The sequence below is a fragment of the Streptomyces sp. CA-278952 genome (assembly GCF_028747205.1).
Taxonomy (GTDB): domain Bacteria; phylum Actinomycetota; class Actinomycetes; order Streptomycetales; family Streptomycetaceae; genus Streptomyces.
This window is the reverse complement of the sequence record NZ_CP112880.1, coordinates 1,467,339-1,485,830: the sequence shown is the minus strand read 5'-3', so window position 1 is coordinate 1,485,830 and position 18,492 is coordinate 1,467,339. Positions and strand designations below refer to the sequence as shown.

The window sequence follows — 18,492 nt, the reverse complement described above, 5'->3', positions numbered from 1 at the left end:
GCAGCGACCGCGGAATCGGGGTCGGGTCGGGAATCACGGGAAGGACGACCTCACACCATGCCGGTCAGATCGGGACGCTCGGCCCGGGGGACAGCCCCCGCACCGTCCGCCAGCGGAAGCCTCAGCAGCAGGACCGGGGCGGTGGCCCCGGTCGCCGGACGGTGGATCACCCTGGGCAAGGACGGTCGGCTGACCGCCTACGCCCGCCACCAGGACGGTCTGCTGCGGTGGACTCAGAGCCGCCCCGGGGGCGCCGCGTGGACCGGGCCCGAACTCATCCAGATCCCCGGGCAGACGCACTTGGCGGTGGCGCAGGGTCAGGACGGCTTCGTCCACGTCATGGCCCGCCGGTCCGTGACGAGGGGGGACGGGCCGACGCGAGTCGACTTCGCCCATGCGATTCAGTATCAGACGGGCCGCCCGCTGGGATCCTGGAGCTCACTGGGCAACCCGCACAAGGAGCGCGACCTCGCGGTGGAGGTGGGGTCCCCCGTCGTCGCGGTCAGCCCGTCCGGCGCCGTGTACGTTTTCGCGCGGAGCGTCACCGGCAGCGTGATGCTGCGGCGCGAGGGCAAGGGCGGTGTCTGGGAGGGCTGGAAGGACCTGAAGGGCGGTCAGTCCCAGGACGCCCCGGCCGTGTCGGTTCCGGCCTCCGGCGGCATGGAATTGTTCGCTCCGGGCGACGGCCAGGCCCTGCGGTGGGTCCAGGCCGCTGAGGACGGAGCATTTGGGCCGGTGACGCGTATCCCGGTACAGATCGCGCCCGGCGGCGTCGCTGCTCTGGAGACGGCGCCGGGCCGCCACACCTACTACTGGACCGATCCGGCGGGCAACGGCATCGTGGCGCATCGCCCCGGCACCTGGGTGATCCCGTTGGGCGGCGCTCCGGCGGAGGGCCCGGCCACTGTCCTGCGCGCCGTTCTGGACGGTTACGACTGCACGGTGATCGCTCACCGGGAGCTGGACGGCCAGGTCATGCTGGCGGCGTGCGGCACGGAGAACGAGGGCGCCGGCGTGTGGTGGTCGCCCACCGGTGAACGGACCCCGGCGGCCCCGGCCCTCGCGCTCGACGCGCACGGCCGGATAGTGCTGGGCATGATCGGCTCGGACGGGGCCCTGTACATCGCTCAGCAGAACAACGAGCCGGGCCTAGCGATGGCCCCGGCGGTACGGGTCGGCTGAAGCACTTCCGCTGGAACGGCACGGAGGAGCCGTCGACCAGGTGCTCCGTGCAACGACGTGAGACGGCGCTCCACGCGAAACGCCCGGCCGGGAAACTCCGGCCGGGCGTTTCGCGTTGGCTGCTCGACGGCCGATCAGCACGACCTTGCGCTGCGGCGGCCCTGCTTGCCGGGGTCCGCTCAGGAACCGCCACCGGTAGCGGGGGACTTCTTCGCGGACTCGGGAATCTCCTGGTCGGCGCGGAGGGCCTTCCACAATTGGGTGACCTGAGGCTCGGCGGCGACCACGCGGTTGGGGTCCTTGGTGTCATAGCGCACCGGCAGCATGATGGTCTCCATCGACGCCGGGTCGATGCCGTTCATGGAGCGGGCGAACTCGGCGAGCTTGGTGAGCGAGGCGAGCTCCGAGTCGGTGGTCAGCGAGCCGGTCGCGGAATTCGCGATCTTGTATGTCTTGGTGGGGCTGCTGAGCAGGTCCTGCTTCTTGATCTCACTGAGCAGCGCGAGCATGAACTGCTGCTGCAGCCCGATGCGCCCCAGGTCGCTGCCGTCACCGATGCCGTGCCGCGTCCGTACGAAGGCGAGCGACTGGGTACCGGTCAGACGGTGGGTGCCCGCTTCGAGTTCGAGCCCGCTGGCCTTGTCGCGGATCGGCTCGTCGATGGTCACGGTGACCCCGCCGATCGCGTCCACCAGGTCCTTGAAGCCCGCGAAGTTGATCTCCATGTAGTGGTCGATGCGAATCCCGGACATCTTCTCGACCGTCTTGACCACACAGGTCGGGCCGGCCTGCGAGTAGACCGAGTTGAACATGACGCGGTCGGCGGCGGAGACGGACGAACCGTCGGCCTTGGTGCACTCGGGCCGGCTCACCAGCGTGTCGCGGGGGATGGAGACCGCGGTCGCCTTGGCGCGGCCCTCGGGTATGTGGACGACCATCGCGGTGTCGGAGCGGGCGCCTCCGACGTTGCCGCCGCCGCCCAGGTCCTTGTTCTCCGCACCGGCGCGCGAGTCGGAGCCGAGGACGAGAAGGTTCTGACCGCTGGTGGGGAGCTTCTCCGGGCGGTCCTCGCCGAGCGCCTTGTTCAGGTCGACTCCGGTGATGTTGGAGTCCAGGCGGTGGTAGAGCCACCACGCTGTGCCGCCCGCGACCAGGAGGAGAGCGACCAGACTCCATCCGACCCACCGGCGTACGCGCTGTCCGCGCGTTCGTTCCCTGCCGCGTCTGCGGCCTCCGCCTTCACGGGTGGCGCGTCGGCCGTGCGTTGCCGTGGCTTCGCTCATACTGTTCGATTCCTCTGGCCCGGACGAAGGACACACCGGTCTGGTGTGCCACCTGGGGGGTGAATAGCCTCTTCCGCCTGCGCGTTGACGCGAGCTGGGGAAGTCCGTCCGTACGTCGAGAGATCGAACCGGGCCGTGGGGTGCGGCGGTCCGAGCTGCGCACGGTCACACGGCATGGGGTGTCGCGATCGCCTGAATCGGACAGCCGTCCGAGAACTATAGACAGACTTCGCACCTACGGTCGGGTGCGGAGAAACCTCTATCGTGTGTCGATCATCACGTGATCATAAGTTGTCACACTCATACTGCCGCATAAAGACTCCGTGAGGAGCGGGTGGGCGGGGTTGGTGAGCCGTTGGACGCTGATTAACCGACCGTTCATCTTTCGTCGCGCTCCGTGGTCAACGGTAATCTGATTGTGTGATTCTTTAAGATTCATTTAAGCTGCGCAGCGCTAGATGTGCGCAGTTGGTAAACAAACTGTGGGCATCCCGCCCCCAGTGGCCGCGAGAGCGGCGCGTCGGGGCTGTGCTGGACGTCCACGGCTGAGGGGTTATGGGGAAGAGGAAGCTGTCTCTGCGGGCTGTGCAGAAGCTCACCTGCAAGAAGCGTGACGCCTGGTGGACCGTGCTCCTGGTCGATCCGGTCGCTACCAGGGTGCTCATCCGCATCGCGCGCTTCGGGTTCATCACCCCTAACGGCGTCACCTGGGCAGCCCTGTTCGTCGGCCTCGGCTCCGCGGGCTTCTTCCTTCGCGGTGACACCCAGTCGCTCATCATCGGAGCCGCGCTCTACCACGTCAGCTTCATCCTGGACTGCATCGACGGAAAGCTGGCCCGCCTCAAGGGGAACGGCACGGTCTTCGGCGGCTGGCTGGACTACGTCTTCGACCGCATCCGCGTCCTCTTCTGCGCGCTCGCCCTGATGGGCGGTCAGTACCTCCGCAGCGAGAGCGCCTGGTACCTGATCGCTGCCCTGGTCGTCGTCTTCCTCGACATGCTCCGGTACGTCGACGCCCTCCAGATCTACAAGATGCGCATGTCGATGCGTACGAAGATCGAGAAGCTCAAGGAGGCCAGGCGCGAGGCCGAGGCCCCCGAGGGGCCGGGAGTCGTCTTCATGGAGGACCTTCTCCGGGAAAATCCCGGTGTCGAGGCCGACCTCCTCAAGCAGCAGGCCGAGAACGTCGTGGACCTGCACGCCCAGTTCCGCGACCGCTTCCCCTGGTACACACGGCTGCGCCAAGCGCTGCTGCGCACCAGGATGCGGCCGCACCTCATCAGCGGCATCGAATTCCAGATGTTCATCTTCATCATCGGTCCACTGATCGGCCAGATCCTGTGGACCACCGCCGTCTCCGCGGTGCTGCTCGGCCTCTTCGAGCTGGTCATCATGTACAAGTTCTGGCTCTCCACCCGCGACTTCACCCGGGTGGTCGAGGAACTGGCCCCCGAGCCCCTCGTCGCCGTGGGCAGTGTCGCCAGCCATCTCCACGCCGGCCGTCACCGCAGGGGCGGCGACGAGCCCGTATACGACCCAGTGACCGTCGCGGGCGTACCGGTGGAGCAGCGCTTCCCCGCCCCGGAGCCGTACGAGGACCCAGGCTTCCAGCCGTACCCCGAACCCCGTCACGACGTGGGCTTTCGCTACGACGAGCAGGACGGACACGCCGCGCCGGGGGTCGGCTATGCCGCGGACCCCGTCTTCCACCCTCCCGGTCCACACGCTGATGTGCGCTGGGTGGAGGCCGAGGGGCGGCGGCGATGAGTACTCCCGCACCGGCCGACCACTACCGCGTCTCCATCGTCATCGGCGCGTTCAACGCGAGCGCCACGCTCGGGCGCGCCCTGGACTCGGCACTGCGTCAGACCCACTCGCAGGTCGAGGTGATCGTCGTCGACGACGCCTCCACCGACGGCACGCTCGCTGTCGCCCGGCAATACGCCGCCCGCGACGGGCGAGTACGCGTCATCGGGCGCGAGAGCAACAGTGGCGGGGTCGGCGCACCCCGCAACAACGGCATCGCCGTGGCCACCGGTCAGTACCTGATGTTCCTCGACGCGGACGACGAACTGCCGCACAAGGCCTGCGAGTCGCTCCTCCAATCGGCGCTCGCCACCGGCGCCGAGATCACGGCGGGCCGCGCTTTGCGGGTCAACCTCGCCAAGGACGAGGTGACGGTCTGGCAGCCGCAGCTGTACGGCACCGCCCGGACCGTGGAGGGCGGCCTGCGTGCCATGCCCGAACTGTTCGACGACCCGATCGCCGCGGCCAAGCTCTACCGGCTGGACTTCCTGCTCGACCAGGGCATCCGCTTCCCGGAAGAGCTCTACTTCGAGGACACCTACTTCTCGACCGTCGCCTGGTACTGCGCACGGACGATCACCCTGCTCCCCGTCCCCGTCTACCGGTGGATCTGGGAGCGCGAGAGCGACGCCCCGTCCATCACCAACCGACGGGGCGAACTGCGCAGCATCCGCGACCGCGTTCTGGTGCACCAGTACGCCGACGCCTTTCTGCTGCGCAACGGCGCGCGGGACTTGCTGGCCCACAAGGCGGCGAAGTTCCTCTCGCACGACCTGCGGCTGTACACCCCTGAACTCCGGTCGGGTGACGCCGAGTTCCGCAAGGGATTCGCCAACCTCGTCGCACCGTACCTGCAGTCCATGCCGCTCGATGTCTACGATCTCTGCGGGCCGCTGGAGCGCGTCCGCGCGTTCACCATGATGCACGGCCGGGTCGATCTCGCCCTGACCGTCTCCGACTACACCCAGAGCCGCAGCGTGCTCAGCTCGGACCTGGTGGAGCGCGACGGCAGGGTCTACTGGTCGGCGGCATTGCTGGGCCGGCCGGACGCCGAACGGTTCCTGGACGTCACGGACCTCGACCTCAGCGGCAACAGCCTCTCCGACGCCCGGCTGTTCAATCAGGCCACCCTGGTCGACATCCAGGACGGCACCCTCCATGTGACCGGATGGATCCGCAACCAGTTCGGACGGGTGGGGCCGAAGGACAAGCTGGAGCTCACCGCCGTGTTGCGCCGCCGCAGCACCAAGGCGGACCACGTCTTCGACGTCAAGGGCATCGACGTCGACGAGGAGTTCATCCGCTACCACACCACTGTGGACCTCGACGCGACGCTCGGCGCAACGGGTCCGCCCGGCAACTGGAACCTCTTCGTGCAGATCAGGCACGGCGGGGAACGCGCCACCACCACCGTCGCTGTCACGGGCGTCGACATCGAGCAGCAGCGCTATCGTGGGCGCGACGGATCCTACGAGATCTACCGGACGATCAGCGGCAACCTCGCCCTGCGCCCGGAGACCAGGGAGACGCTGACCACCGACCGCCCCCGCGGTACTCCGTGGCTGTGGTGGGAGGGCAAGCCCGCCCAGAGCCCTCCCGAACGGTCGACGGAGTACGCCGCGTCGCTCGTGGTGCACTGCCGCAACGACGAGTATCACCTCTACGAATTTCTCAGCTCGCTGCTGGCGCAGCGCGAGTTCGCCGCCACCCAGGTCATCCTGGTGGACGACGGCTCCACGGACGCCACGGCCGCACAGTTGGCCGAGTTCTCCTCGTTCCACGCCAACGTCGAGGTGGTCAGCCAGATCGCCCTGGGGCAGCGCTCCAGCTACGACAACGGGCTGAGCCATGTCCGGGCGCCCTACGTGACGTTCGCCCGAGCCCAGGACGTCCTGGGCGAGAACTGCTTGGGCCGGCTGGTCGCCGCCGCCCGCCGGGTCAAGGCCGACGTGGTGGTCGGGGACCTGGACAGTTTTCCCGGGCCGCGCCGGTTCGGCGACGAGCCTTGGCAGCGCTACTTCGAGCGGGACGCCCCCCGGGCGGAGGGGCTCGACGACGCCCCGTACTTGATCTTCTCCACCGAGCTCGGCGGAAAACTGTTCAGGACTTCGCTGCTGCGCAAGCACGGTCTGCGCACCGGCCACGGGCCGGGTTTCGAGGGCGCCTGGCTCACCGTGCCCGCGGCATTGCTGGCTCGCACGGTGACCACCGCGCCGACCGCTGTCTTCTTCGAACGGGACCCCGAGCGCCGGGATTCGCTCTTCGACCTGACGTGGAACGATCCCGTCAAGACCCAGGAGCTGATCCGGCTCTGCCGACACGTCGTCCAGATGTCGCAACGGCTGAGTCCCCGGAGCGCCCGGCTCGCACTGCGCTTCGTGGTGCGCTCGATGCAGCCGCATCTGCGCAACATCCACCGGATCATGAGCCGCATGGAGATCGCCGGCATCTTCCCGGTGCTCTGCGACCTCTACGAGCGGATACCCGATGAGCTGATCCTCACGTACGCGGCGGTCCCGATGGCCCGGCTCCAGCACCACGCCGTCCGCACCGGCGACTACGAGCTGTTCTGCGATCCGTACAGCAAGCCCGAGTATCGGCCGGACCTGCTGATCGACGACGCCGGCATGCACCGCCGCCTCGTCCAGGACCGCGTCGAGACCACCCTGCTGCGGGTGGAACGGCAGAAGGCGGTCCTGGAGACCCTCGTCGCCGACGGGGAGCACATCCGGTTCGAGGGCCTCCTGGTGCTCGGTGGCGTCGACATCGGTGAGCTCTTCAGCAACCGCCTGGAACTCGTGCTGAGCGACGGAGCCGATGAGGTGCCCCTCACCGTCGAGCAGGTCTACCGGCGCGACCGCTGGCGGGCCCGTAAGGAACAGGACTGGTACGCGGGCTGGCGTGCGGTGGCCCGACCCGGTGACCTGAGCCGCCTCTCCAACCGTGACCTCACGCTGCGGCTGCGGGTCCACGAGGGGGAGCGGCAGCAGGACATGCCGGTGGAAGCCCGGCAGATGCTGCACCGGTTCAAGGGCGTGCACCGCCTCGGGCGTGCGCGGATGCGCCTGACCATCGCCGACGACGAGACCGTTACCCTCCGCCGGGTCAGCGGTGCTCTGCACAAGTCGCGGTTCGCCCTCGGCCGGCTGCGGGAGGAGTTGCGCAACTCTCTTCCAGGCAGGGCTGGTTGGCGCACCCGGCTGCTGTACTGGCTGATGTACCCGAAACTGCACGGCAAGGACATCTGGATCATCGGTGAGCGCGAGGACACCGCGCAGGACAACTCGTACCACCTGTTCAAGTGGATCAGGGAGAACGAGCCCAGGCGCAAGGTGTACTACGCCATCAACGGAGACGCGCCGGACCGTCAGAAGATCGACCACCTGGGCCGGGTCATCGACCGGCTCTCGTGGAGGTACCGCGCCTACCTCCTGCACGCCACCCGGCTCATCAACGCCTATGACCTGGAGGCCTACCTCGGCTTCCCCGGTCTGTCCAAGCGAGCGTTCCTGCGCGGATACGGAGATCTGCTGCGCTACAAGCGGGTCTTCCTCCAGCACGGCGTCGTCTACAACGACGTCGTCCAGTCCATCCACGCCCAGGTGACCAACGTCGACATGGTGCTCACCACCGGGCGCAGCGAGCGTGCCTACTACGCGGAGCACTGCGGCTACGGATATGACCGGGTGGCGGCCACCGGGCTGCCCCGGTACGACGCGCTGACCCCGGCCCCCGGACCTCGCAAGATCCTCGTCATGCCCACGTGGCGGCGGGACATCGTGGCGCCCTCGTACAACAAGGCGGCCAAGCCCGAGATCCCGTTCGCCGCGTCCGAGTACTACCGGTTCTTCTCCGCCCTGCTACGGGACGAGAGGCTGCTGGAGGCGCTCCAGTACTATGCGGTCGAGCTGGAGTTCATGCCGCACTACGAGATCCGGCCCTACCTGAAGCACTTCCGGATCGACCACCCGTCGATCACGGTCTCCTCGACCGGCCGCGACGTACAGCTGGCGATGCGGGAGTGTTCGATGCTCGTCACCGACTACTCATCGGTGTTCTTCGACGTCGCGTACATGGGCAAGCCGATCGTCTACACGAACTTCGACGACGATGCGTTCTACAGCAAGCACTACAAGCGGGGCTACTTCGACCTCGCGCGGGACGGCTTCGGACCGGCGTGCGGCCGGGTCGACCAAGCGGTGGACGAGATCATCGCGTCGATCGCCCGCGACTTCCAGGTGGAGCCGGAGTACCGCCGCCGGGCCGAGGAGTTCTTCGTCCTGCGGGACACCAACAACTGTCGACGGGCCTTCGACGTGATCGACTCCATGGACGCCGCCGCAGGCGGCGACCCGGGGCGCATGTCGGCCCCGCTCATCATGGGACGGCCCACGGATCACCAGAAGGAACGGGTTTAGGGATGCGGCATGTGAGGGTCTTTCTGGCGGGTGACTCCAGCGTGACGAGCCGCCCGCGCAGCATGGCGCCGATGACCGGCTGGGGCCAGGTGCTCCAGATCTTCATCCAGAACGCCGAAGTAGTGAACGCCGCACGTGCCGGAGCCAGTTCACGCAGCTTCGTCGAGCGCGGCAGGCTCGACTGGATCCTGGAGAACATCGAGCCCGGCGATCTCTTGGTGGTCTCCTTCGGGCTGATCGACATGAAGCCGGGTGACGGCCGGTTCACCGAACCGTTCGGCGACTACCAGTGGTATCTGCGCAAGTACGTGCTCGGGGCGCGGGCGCGGGGAGCGCATCCGGTGCTGGTGACCAGCCATGAACGGCGCGTCTTCGACGACCACGGAAACATGCGCCGCCCACTGGGTCTCTATCCGACGGCCATGCGCGAAGTCGCGGCGGGCCTGTCCGTTCCGCTCATCGACCTCAACGCGTGGAGCGTCAACTGGTGGCGCCAGGCCGGTGCGGAGGGGACCAAGCAGCTCTTTCTCTACACGGAGCCCGGGGAGTACGCCAACTTCCCCGACGGGATCGCCGACAACACCCACCTTCGCGGTCACGGCGCGGTGGAGTGCGCGCGGTTCGTGGCGGACGAGATGTGCGCCCAGGGTTTGCTCACCCCGGCCCACTTCAGGAACCTGGAGGCCAAGATCCCGGAGACCGCGGTGGAGTTCCTCGACGACGACGACTTCGAACGACTGACCAAGTCCAGGGTCGGCTCCGGCGCCGCATCCCAGGAGAGGAGAGAGGTGCTGCTGTGAACGACTGGTATCCGCTCGTACGAGCCTGGGTCACCCACCCCCAGATGCCCCATATCGGCGGCACATTGGATCTGTTCTCCGATGTGGACCCGGCACTGCCCCTGGTGCCAGGACAGGAGTTCGGCCTCGCACTGTCGGTGACGCCGGTCGGCGGTGCCTACCGTACCTATGGGTACCTGCTCGACGACCTGCTCGGCGATCACGCCACGATGGTGCGTCACCAGGGCATGAGCCACCTGAACAACGGGCGGTACGCCACGTACGCCGGCGGCACCGAACCGCGCACGGTCAACTGCGTCGTGCGGATCGCCGACGACGCCGCCGAGGGCAGTGTGCTGTTGCCCCGGGTGATCATCGGCCTGATGACGGTCCAGGGCGACAAACTGATCCCCTCCACGGCGGTCTCGGATGCGGGGTTCCGGGTGCGGCGGCATGTGCTGGCCGGACAGAGCATGAGGCTGCGGCAGGGCGGGCGCGCGCTGCTCCCGGCCGGTCACAGTCCCGCGGAAGGGCTGCGGTTCGTCGGAGTGGGGATCGCCCGGCATGGGCTGCTGACCTGTACCGCCGATGGCGGCGTCACGTACGAGGCCGATCCGGAACACCTGGGATACGACCGCTTCGAACTCTGTTATGAGGATGCGCGCGGTCATCGGGTGTGGTCGGAAGTCACCGTGCATATCGGCGACTTCGGAGCGTCTCCTGGTGCCGTCGCGGACCATTCCTGACTTCGGTCAGTTCAGTGTGACCGTGCCGGCCTGGGCGGAGAAGAGAGAGCCGCCCGTGCTCATGGAAACGTGCACTTCGTAGTTTCCCGGACGTGCGTTCGCGAGGTTGATTCCCTTGTAGCCCGAGGTGGCGAAGTAGGCGAAGTCATAATTGCTGAAGTCGCCACGTCGGATATGCCCGCGGATGGCGGCCGGCTTACGTGACATGCCGAGCCGGAACGAGTAGATGGACTGCTCTCCGCGCAGCACTAGGTAATAATTCGCGTGCCCGTGCTCGGCTGCCTCTATTCCGTGGACGAAGAACGTTCCTTCGACGTGGAACGTTCGCTCCTTGAGCCAGGTGTTCTCGACGGAGAAAGCTGTCTCCTGGGAGTAATGGCCGATAATGGGCCTTCGGAGGAGTCGAACCTTGCGCTTGTCCCCGATCAGCGATATCTCCGTGCCTCCGAAAGGGCGTCGGATATCGAAGGGGCGGCGTGCCGAGAGGGGCGCGCGTCGGTCTATGCCTTCAGCAGGGCTCTGAATGCGAACCGAGAGGTCGTACGCGCCGGCCGGGATCTCGTTCACCAGGATTCCCTTGGGGCTCTCCGGTTCGAAGCCGCCGTCAGGGTAGTCGCAAGCGAATCGGTCGAAATAGAGACTGTAGAGATGCTTGGCCTCGGTCGTGGCGAGCGGGAACTCCCAATGGCGATTGCCCGGACCTTCGGCTATCAGGCTCTTGACCGGCCGCCCGACAGCATGGGACGGTTCGCCCGGAAGGAAGGCATGGCCGGTGAGGAGCAGCCCGGCACCGCGGATGTCCTGCTTGTTGAGCACGGCGACCACCTGGTCCGACTGGCGCAACTTGGCGAGATACATGCCTCGTTCCACCTCGTCGACCTGCGCATTGCCGTTCTCGACGAAGCCCAGGCGGGGCTCCGCACCCTCAGTCAGCGAGGCCAGCACACCGGTGACGAGCGGCAGGTTGTACCCGGACACCTCACCGTGCTGACGCACCATGGCCGAGCGCGTACGGATGAAGTTGAAATTGGCGCACCCCCAGAAAAGCTCCAGGTGCGGATGGATCTCCTTCGTGTACTGCTCATCGGCCTCGGAGGTGAAGAGGTAGATGTTGTGGCCTTGCCCGCCATAGGCGTTGACCAGGCTGGGGAGTGCTCCGTTCAGTGCGTCCACGTGCTGCTGCGGCATTGCCTCGCCGAGCATGTACCGGCCCGTCTCTGCCCGATCGCGAACGTAGTCCCCGATCAGGAACTGGGGCACGACGGAGACGATGTTCCGGTAACCGTATTTCAATCCGAAATATAGTGCCGCGCTGCCGCCCTTGGAGACGCCCAGGAGGCTGACCCGGTCGGGGGTGAGCCCGAGGCCGGTCATGGTCCGCTCGATCAGACCCGCCACCGCCGTCTCGATACCGAAATTCATGTCCCGGCACAGGTAGTAGCTGTAATGGTCGTCGAAGTCGTCGCGAATCCAGAGAATATTGGCGCGCAGATCGTTCAGCGATTTACCCGCGAAATGATATCCGGCCGGTGCTGCGAAACCTGAGAAGATGACGATCAGATGCTGAGTATCGCCCTCGGCGGGGCGGAATTTATACTCGACCGGAATCGGGCCGGAGTCGTCTGTGGCGGTCAGCACGCTCCGGCTGTCCGTAGCGGCTGGATTCGACACGAGAGGAGGGATCGGAGATGTCATGGAGATACCCTTGCCTGCTCTCGCGTGATGTCGGACACGGTGTTCCGTCGGGCTTTGGAGTCTATCCGGCCCAGGGGACGCCAGTCGAGTCGCCATATGCATCCCAGGTCGTTCTGCGGGCATCGGGCGCTGATAGTGTCCACGCGTTCGAGGGCGTTTGCGATGGGTGATTCCTCCACACCGGTGCGCCCTTTCCCCGGGCGGGTCGGACGGGGTGGCCGAGAAGGGGAGACAGAGAAACATGAGGGTACGACGGCCGGTCCGCGCGGCGGCGCTGGCCTTCGCGCCACTGCTGTTGGCGGCCTGCAGCGGCGGGGCGTCACCCGAGCGCCCCCGGGACTCCGGGCCGCCGGCTCCTGCGCCCGCCCCGACCGCCCAACGCCTGCCGGACGGGGTGACGTTCACGCACACGACCCGCACGCTCGACGACGGCGCCCCGCTGCGTCTCAGCGTCCTGACGGTGGACCGCGACGCGCCCGTGCGTATGCGTGCCGAGCACGGCGACGGCCTCGCGCAGGTCGACACCGTGGGTGCGCTGGCCCGCGGGGCGGGCGCCGTCGCAGCGGTCAACGGCACCTTCTTCGACGCCGAGGCCCCGCGCGACACCGGCGATCCGCTGGGCCTGTACGTCGCCGGGGGCACTCTGTTGAGCGAGGCGTCCAACGGCCGCACCGCTCTGGTCCTCCCGGCCCGCGACAAGCCCGCCCGCATCACCGAACTGAGCTCCGTGAGCCGGGTCACCACGGACCACGGGGTGAGCCGACCGGTGGACGGAACGAACCGGACGCCCGGCCGGATCCTCGGCTGCGGAGGTACCGGCGGCGACCGCCTCGACGGCATCGGACCGCCGGTCACGGCTCCACGCCCCGGGCGGGTGTGTACGGACCAGGATGAACTAGTCGAATTCACCACCGAATGGGGGGCATCCACGGCCGTCGGCGTCCCGGGCAGCGTCGAGGCCCTGCTCGACGCCCGATCCACCGTGATCGGTCTGCGCAGCCCTGCGGGCGGCCCCCTGCCGCAGGACGGCCGGAGCCTCATCGGCACCGGCTCCGCGGCGCACTGGCTCCGGGAGAACGCCCGGACCGGACATGGCCTCACGGTGTCCGCCACCGTGGCGGACCGGGAGGGGCGGGAGGTACCCATCGAGGGCGCCTCCGTGCTCGGCGCGGGCCCGGCCCTCGTCCGCTCCGGCCGCATCATGATCAACGCCGCCGCCAACGGTGTCTCTGCCGGGGCGTCCGGCACCCGTGCCCCGCGCACCGTCGCCGGCATCCGTGCCGACGGTGCCCTGCTCCTGGTCGTCCTCGACGGGCGCAGGCCGGGCGTCAGCGAGGGGGCGACGTTGACCGAGGCGGCGAGGGAGGTTCTCGCGCTGGGCGCGGTCGAGGCCATGAACCTGGACGGCGGCGGCTCCAGCACGATGGTGGTGCGGGACCGGGTTCGAAACAGCCCGTCGGACCCGGGCCGCACGGACGAGGACCGGCAGCGCGAGGTCTCGAACGCGATCGTCGTCGTGCCTGAACCGCTTCGCTGAGCGGTCTGTCCCGCCCGCGACGAGAGCTCCGCGCGGAATCGTTCACGCCGGACGGGCCGTACGGGATGATCTCCCGTACGGCCCGTCCGCAGTGCAATCGAGCGTTACGCCGGCACGCTCGCCACGCCCCGCGCCAGGAACGGCTTGCCGTTCACCCGCTGGGAGACGCCCTCACGGTCCAGGTACGGCGTGATGCCGCCCAGGTGGAAGGGCCAGCCCGCGCCGGTGATCAGACACAGGTCGATGTCCTGGGCCTCGGCGACGACGCCCTCGTCCAGCATCAGGCCGATCTCCTGCGCCACCGCGTCGAGCACGCGGTCGCGGGTCTGCTCCTCGGTGAGGACGGTGTCGCCCTGCTCGAGGAGGGCCGCGACCTCGGGGTCGAGGACCGGAGCGCCGGAGTCGTAGACGTAGAAGCCGCGCTTGCCGGCCTTCACGACCGCCGCGAGGTTCTGCGAGACCGTGAAACGCTCCGGGAAGGCGCGGTTCAGGGTCTCGGAGACGTGCAGGCCGATGGCCGGGCCGACCAGCTCCAGGAGCACCAGCGGGGACATCGGCAGGCCGAGTGGCTCGACGGCCTTCTCCGCGACCTCGACCGGGGTGCCCTCGTCGATGACGTTCTGGATCTCGCCCATGAAGCGGGTGAGGATGCGGTTGACGACGAACGCCGGGGCGTCCTTCACCAGGACCGCCGTCTTCTTCAGCTTGCGGGCCACACCGAACGCCGTCGCCAGCGAGGCGTCGTCCGTCTGCTCGCCGCGCACGATCTCCAGCAGCGGGAGGATCGCGACCGGGTTGAAGAAGTGGAAGCCGACGACCCGCTCGGGGTTCTTCAGCTTCGACGCCATCTCGGTCACCGAGAGCGAGGAGGTGTTGGTGGCGAGGATCGCGTGCGCCGGGGCGACCGCCTCGACCTCCGCGAACACCTGCTGCTTGACGCCGATCTCCTCGAAGACGGCTTCGATGATGAAGTCCGCGTCCGCGAAGCCCTCGGCCTTGTCGAGGACACCCGAGACCAGGCCCTTGAGGCGGTTGGCCTTGTCCTGGTTGATGCGGCCCTTGCCGAGCAGCTTCTCGATCTCGGCGTGGACATAGCCCACACCCTTGTCGACGCGCTCCTGGTCGATGTCCGTGAGGACGACCGGGACCTCCAGGCGGCGCAGGAACAGCAGCGCCAGCTGCGAGGCCATCAGGCCCGCGCCGACGACGCCGACCTTGGTGACCGGGCGGGCCAGGCTCTTGTCCGGGGCGCCGGCCGGGCGCTTGGCGCGCTTCTGGACCAGGTTGAAGGCGTAGATGCCGCTGCGCAGCTCGCCGCCCATGATCAGGTCCGCCAGCGCCTGGTCCTCGGCGTCGAAGCCGGCGGACAGGTCGCCGTCCTTCGCCGCCGCGATGATGTCCAGCGCGCGGTACGCGGCCGGGGCCGCGCCGTGCACCTTGGAGTCGGCGATGGCCCGGCCGCGGGCGACGGCCGCGTCCCAGGCCTCGCCGCGGTCGATCGCGGGCCGCTCGACGGCGAGCTCGCCCTTCAGCACGGCCGCGGTCCAGATCAGCGACTGCTCCAGGAAGTCCGCGCCCTCGAAGATCGCGTCGGCGATCCCGAGCTCGTAGACCTGCTTGCCCTTGAGCTGACGGTTCTGGTTCAGCGAGTTCTCGATGATCACCGAGACCGCGCGGTCCGCGCCGATCAGGTTCGGCAGGAGCGCGCAGCCGCCCCAGCCGGGGACCAGGCCGAGGAAGACCTCGGGCAGCGAGAACGCCGGGAGCGCCTGGGAGACGGTGCGGTAGGTGCAGTGCAGACCGACCTCGACACCGCCCCCCATGGCCGCGCCGTTGTAGTACGCGAAGGCCGGGACCGCGAGGCCGGCCAGGCGGCGGAAGACGTCGTGGCCGCCCTTGCCGATGGCCAGCGCGTCCTCGTGGCGGCCGAGCAGCTCCACGCCCTTGAGGTCGGCGCCGACGGCGAAGATGAACGGCTTGCCGGTGATGCCGACGCCCGTGATGGTGCCCTCGGACGCCTCCTTCTCGACCTGGTCGATCGCGGCGTTCAGGTTCGCCAGCGACTGCGGTCCGAAGGTGGTCGGCTTGGTGTGGTCAAGGCCGTTGTCCAGCGTGATGAGGGCGAAGTTGCCCGCGCCGGACGGAAGGTCCAGGTGGCGTACGTGCGCCTGGGTGACGACCTCGCCGGGGAACAGCTCGGCCGCACCCTTCAGAAGCTCAGTGGTGGAACTCACTTGTTGCCTCCGTCAGCGTTGAAGTGCGGGTTCTCCCAGACGACCGTGGCGCCCATGCCGAAGCCGACGCACATGGTCGTCAGGCCGTAGCGGACCTCGGGCTGCTCCTCGAACTGCCGGGCCAGCTGCGTCATGAGCCGGACACCGGAGGAGGCCAGCGGGTGGCCGTAGGCGATCGCGCCGCCGTACTGGTTGACGCGGGCGTCGTCGTCGGCGATGCCGTAGTGCTCCAGGAAGGCGAGCACCTGCACGGCGAACGCCTCGTTGATCTCGAAGAGACCGATGTCCTCGATGGAGAGACCGGCCTGGGCCAGCGCCTTCTCGGTCGCCGGGATCGGGCCGTAGCCCATGACCTCCGGCTCGACGCCCGCGAAGGCGTAGGAGACGAGGCGCATCCTGACCGGGAGGCCCATCTCGCGCGCGACATCCTCGGCGGCGAGCAGGGAGGCGGTGGCGCCGTCGTTGAGTCCCGCGGCGTTACCGGCCGTCACGCGGCCGTGGGCGCGGAACGGGGTCTTCAGACCGGCCAGGGACTCCATGGTGGTGCCCGGGCGCATCGGCTCGTCGGCGGTGACCAGGCCCCAGCCCGTCTCCCCGACATCGGCGTTCGTGCGGCGCACCGAGACCGGCACCAGGTCCTGCTGGATCTTGCCGTTGGCGTACGCCTTGGCGGCCTTCTCCTGCGAACGCACCGCGTACGCGTCGGCACGGTCCTTGGTGATCGTCGGGTAGCGGTCGTGCAGGTTCTCCGCCGTCATGCCCATGAACAGGGCGGACTCGTCGACCAGCTTCTCGGAGACGAAGCGCGGGTTCGGGTCGACGCCCTCGCCCATCGGGTGGCGGCCCATGTGCTCGACGCCACCGGCCACGACGACGTCGTACGCGCCGAAGGCGATGGAACCGGCCGTCGAGGTGACGGCGGTCAGCGCGCCCGCGCACATGCGGTCGATCGAGTAGCCGGGGACGGACTGCGGCAGACCGGCCAGGATTCCGGCGGTACGGCCCAGCGTCAGGCCCTGGTCCCCGATCTGCGTGGTCGCGGCGATGGCGACCTCGTCGATCTTCTTGGGGTCCAGGTCCGGGTTGCGGCGCAGCAGCTCCCGGATGGCCTTCACGACGAGGTCGTCGGCGCGGGTCTCGTGGTAGATGCCCTTGGGGCCCGCTTTGCCGAACGGGGTGCGGACGCCGTCGACGAAGACGACGTCCCGGATGGTACGAGGCACGGTGGCTCTCCTCCAGGGTGCGGGATGGCACTGCTGCGGGGCACGCCACGGGGGCGCGCCGCCTGCCCTCATGCTACTTGCGGGTAACCAGACTGCCCACCCCTCGCGGCCGGAGCGTCGAAGGTCACACCGTCCCGGTGCCCGGTACGGGCCGTCCCGGCGGCCGCGCGGCGAAAGAAAGAGCTCTGAACCTGGCGCGATTTCGACCATCGGTTCGGCCCGTGGGCGGGTCCGGGGAAGCGGAACACCCCCGGTCGGTGACCAGGGGTGTTCGCTGCGTCACGGGAACGGGTGTGTCAGGAGGCGTCCAGCGCCCGCACCAGGAGCGGGGCGACCTGCTGGATCTGCCAGTTCCGCGCCCCGTACCCGGCGAGGGTGTCCTCGACGGCGCCCGGCGTCGGGTTCTTCGGCGGCTCCCAGCACACTCGGCGCACGGTGTCCGGGGTGATCAGGTTCTCCTGGGGCATGTGGAGGCGTTCGGCCAGTTCGGAGACGGCGGTGCGGGCGGCCGAGAGCCGGGCGGCGGCGGCCGGGTCCTTGTCGGCCCAGGAGCGCGGGGGAGGCGGTCCGGCCGGCTGCTGGCCGGGCTGCGGCAGCGCCGTCTCGGGCAGCGCCTTGGCTCGGTCCACGGCGGCCTGCCACTGCTCCAGCTGACGGCGTCCCATGCGGTGGCCGAATCCCGGCAGCGCGGACAGGGCCTGTACGTCGACCGGCAGCGCGAGCGCGGCCTCGATGATCGCGGCGTCGCCGAGCACCTTGCCCGGGGAGACGTCGCGGCGCTGGGCGACCTGGTCACGGGCGGTCCACAGCTCCCGGACGACGGCCATCTGACGGCGGCGGCGCACCTTGTGCATGCCCGACGTGCGGCGCCAGGGGTCCTTGCGGGGCGGCGCGGGCGGGGCGGAGGCGATGGCGTCGAACTCCTCCCGGGCCCACTCCAGCTTGCCCTGCCGCTCCAGCTCGTCCTCCAGCTCGTCGCGCAGGTCGATCAGGAGCTCCACGTCGAGCGCGGCGTAGCGCAGCCAGGGCTCGGGCAGCGGGCGGGTGGACCAGTCGACCGCGGAGTGGCCCTTCTCCAGGGCGTATCCGAGGACGTTCTCCACCATCGCGCCGAGGCCGACGCGCGGGAAGCCCGCGAGCCGTCCGGCCAGCTCGGTGTCGAACAGCGAAGTGGGGGTCATGCCTATGTCCCGCAGGCACGGCAGGTCCTGGGTCGCCGCGTGCAGGATCCACTCCGTGCCGGACAGCGCGGAGCCGAGGCCGGCGAGGTCGGGGCAGCCGACCGGGTCGATCAGGGCGCTGCCCGCGCCCTCGCGGCGCAGCTGTACGAGGTAGGCGCGCTGGCCGTAGCGGTATCCCGAGGCGCGCTCGGCGTCGACGGCCACCGGGCCGGTGCCCGCGGCGAAGGCCGCGATCACCCCGGCGAGGGCGTCGTCGGACGTCACTACCGGGGGAACGCCCTCGCGCGGTTCGAGCAAGGGGATCGGCGCCGGGGCGACGTCGTCCGGGGGAGCGCCCCCGGTGGTTCGCAGTGAACTGTCTGCTGCGGTCTCTTGGGCGTCGGTCACGTGTCAAGGGTATCTGTGTAT

General features: G+C 68.8%; 11 protein-coding genes. 6 read left to right on the top strand and 5 right to left on the bottom strand.

Annotated features, from left to right (window positions below):
• The first annotated feature begins 57 nt into the window (after positions 1–57).
• The gene (locus tag N7925_RS06485; RefSeq protein WP_274343325.1) at positions 58–1,182 is read left to right on the top strand and encodes a hypothetical protein; all 1,125 of its coding nucleotides are present in this window, start codon (positions 58–60) and stop codon (positions 1,180–1,182) included.
• Positions 1,183–1,361: 179 nt separating this feature from the next.
• Here N7925_RS06485 and N7925_RS06480 read toward each other — a convergent pair whose 3' ends face one another.
• The gene (locus tag N7925_RS06480; RefSeq protein ID WP_265598546.1) at positions 1,362–2,465 is read right to left on the bottom strand and encodes an LCP family protein; all 1,104 of its coding nucleotides are present in this window, start codon (positions 2,463–2,465) and stop codon (positions 1,362–1,364) included.
• Between the two features lie 585 nt (positions 2,466–3,050).
• Here N7925_RS06480 and N7925_RS06475 point away from each other — a divergent pair.
• Genes N7925_RS06475 through N7925_RS06460 form a run of 4 tightly spaced genes read left to right on the top strand, consistent with a single transcriptional unit; the run spans position 3,051 to position 10,214 of the window.
• The gene (locus N7925_RS06475; protein ID WP_265598545.1) at positions 3,051–4,232 is read left to right on the top strand and encodes a CDP-alcohol phosphatidyltransferase family protein; all 1,182 of its coding nucleotides are present in this window, start codon (positions 3,051–3,053) and stop codon (positions 4,230–4,232) included.
• Positions 4,229–8,689, top strand: a complete 4,461-nt coding sequence (locus N7925_RS06470) for a bifunctional glycosyltransferase/CDP-glycerol:glycerophosphate glycerophosphotransferase (RefSeq protein ID WP_274343324.1) — start codon at positions 4,229–4,231, stop codon at positions 8,687–8,689. The genes N7925_RS06475 and N7925_RS06470 overlap by 4 nt, the downstream gene beginning before the upstream one ends.
• Positions 8,690–8,691: 2 nt before the next feature.
• The gene (locus tag N7925_RS06465) at positions 8,692–9,489 is read left to right on the top strand and encodes a rhamnogalacturonan acetylesterase (RefSeq protein WP_274343323.1); all 798 of its coding nucleotides are present in this window, start codon (positions 8,692–8,694) and stop codon (positions 9,487–9,489) included.
• The gene (locus tag N7925_RS06460; protein ID WP_265598542.1) at positions 9,486–10,214 is read left to right on the top strand and encodes a hypothetical protein; all 729 of its coding nucleotides are present in this window, start codon (positions 9,486–9,488) and stop codon (positions 10,212–10,214) included. The genes N7925_RS06465 and N7925_RS06460 overlap by 4 nt, the downstream gene beginning before the upstream one ends.
• Before the next feature lie 6 nt (positions 10,215–10,220).
• Here the strand turns inward: N7925_RS06460 and N7925_RS06455 are convergent, their stop codons facing one another.
• Positions 10,221–11,852: a hypothetical protein gene (locus tag N7925_RS06455; protein WP_274343322.1), complete on the bottom strand. Its 1,632-nt coding sequence runs from the start codon at positions 11,850–11,852 to the stop codon at positions 10,221–10,223.
• A 298-nt stretch (positions 11,853–12,150) separates the two neighbouring features.
• Between N7925_RS06455 and N7925_RS06450 the strand changes: the two genes are divergently transcribed.
• A complete protein-coding gene (locus N7925_RS06450; protein WP_274343321.1) occupies positions 12,151–13,446 on the top strand; it encodes a phosphodiester glycosidase family protein in 1,296 nt (431 codons plus the stop codon).
• A gap of 104 nt (positions 13,447–13,550) precedes the next feature.
• On the opposite strand, the gene N7925_RS06445 is transcribed toward N7925_RS06450, so the two are convergent.
• The 3 genes from N7925_RS06445 to N7925_RS06435 form a co-directional block, all read right to left on the bottom strand.
• A complete protein-coding gene (locus tag N7925_RS06445) occupies positions 13,551–15,680 on the bottom strand; it encodes a 3-hydroxyacyl-CoA dehydrogenase NAD-binding domain-containing protein (protein ID WP_274343320.1) in 2,130 nt (709 codons plus the stop codon).
• Positions 15,677–16,903 carry a thiolase family protein gene (locus N7925_RS06440; protein WP_265598537.1) on the bottom strand — a complete coding sequence of 409 codons (1,227 nt, stop codon included), beginning with the start codon at positions 16,901–16,903 and terminating at the stop codon, positions 15,677–15,679. Before N7925_RS06440 ends, N7925_RS06445 begins: the two co-directional genes overlap by 4 nt.
• 296 nt (positions 16,904–17,199) lie before the next feature.
• Positions 17,200–18,471: an HRDC domain-containing protein gene (locus N7925_RS06435; RefSeq protein ID WP_265598536.1), complete on the bottom strand. Its 1,272-nt coding sequence runs from the start codon at positions 18,469–18,471 to the stop codon at positions 17,200–17,202.
• Positions 18,472–18,492 lie beyond the last annotated feature (21 nt).

What these genes read in the sequence shown, in the direction of transcription:
- N7925_RS06485 (WP_274343325.1), top strand. Translation starts at nt 58, where the DNA reads ATGCCGGTCAGATCGGGACGCTCGGCCCGGGGGACAGCCCCCGCACCG.
- N7925_RS06480 (WP_265598546.1), bottom strand. Translation starts at nt 2,465, where the DNA reads ATGAGCGAAGCCACGGCAACGCACGGCCGACGCGCCACCCGTGAAGGC.
- N7925_RS06470 (WP_274343324.1), top strand. Translation starts at nt 4,229, where the DNA reads ATGAGTACTCCCGCACCGGCCGACCACTACCGCGTCTCCATCGTCATC.
- N7925_RS06465 (WP_274343323.1), top strand. Translation starts at nt 8,692, where the DNA reads ATGCGGCATGTGAGGGTCTTTCTGGCGGGTGACTCCAGCGTGACGAGC.
- N7925_RS06450 (WP_274343321.1), top strand. Translation starts at nt 12,151, where the DNA reads ATGAGGGTACGACGGCCGGTCCGCGCGGCGGCGCTGGCCTTCGCGCCA.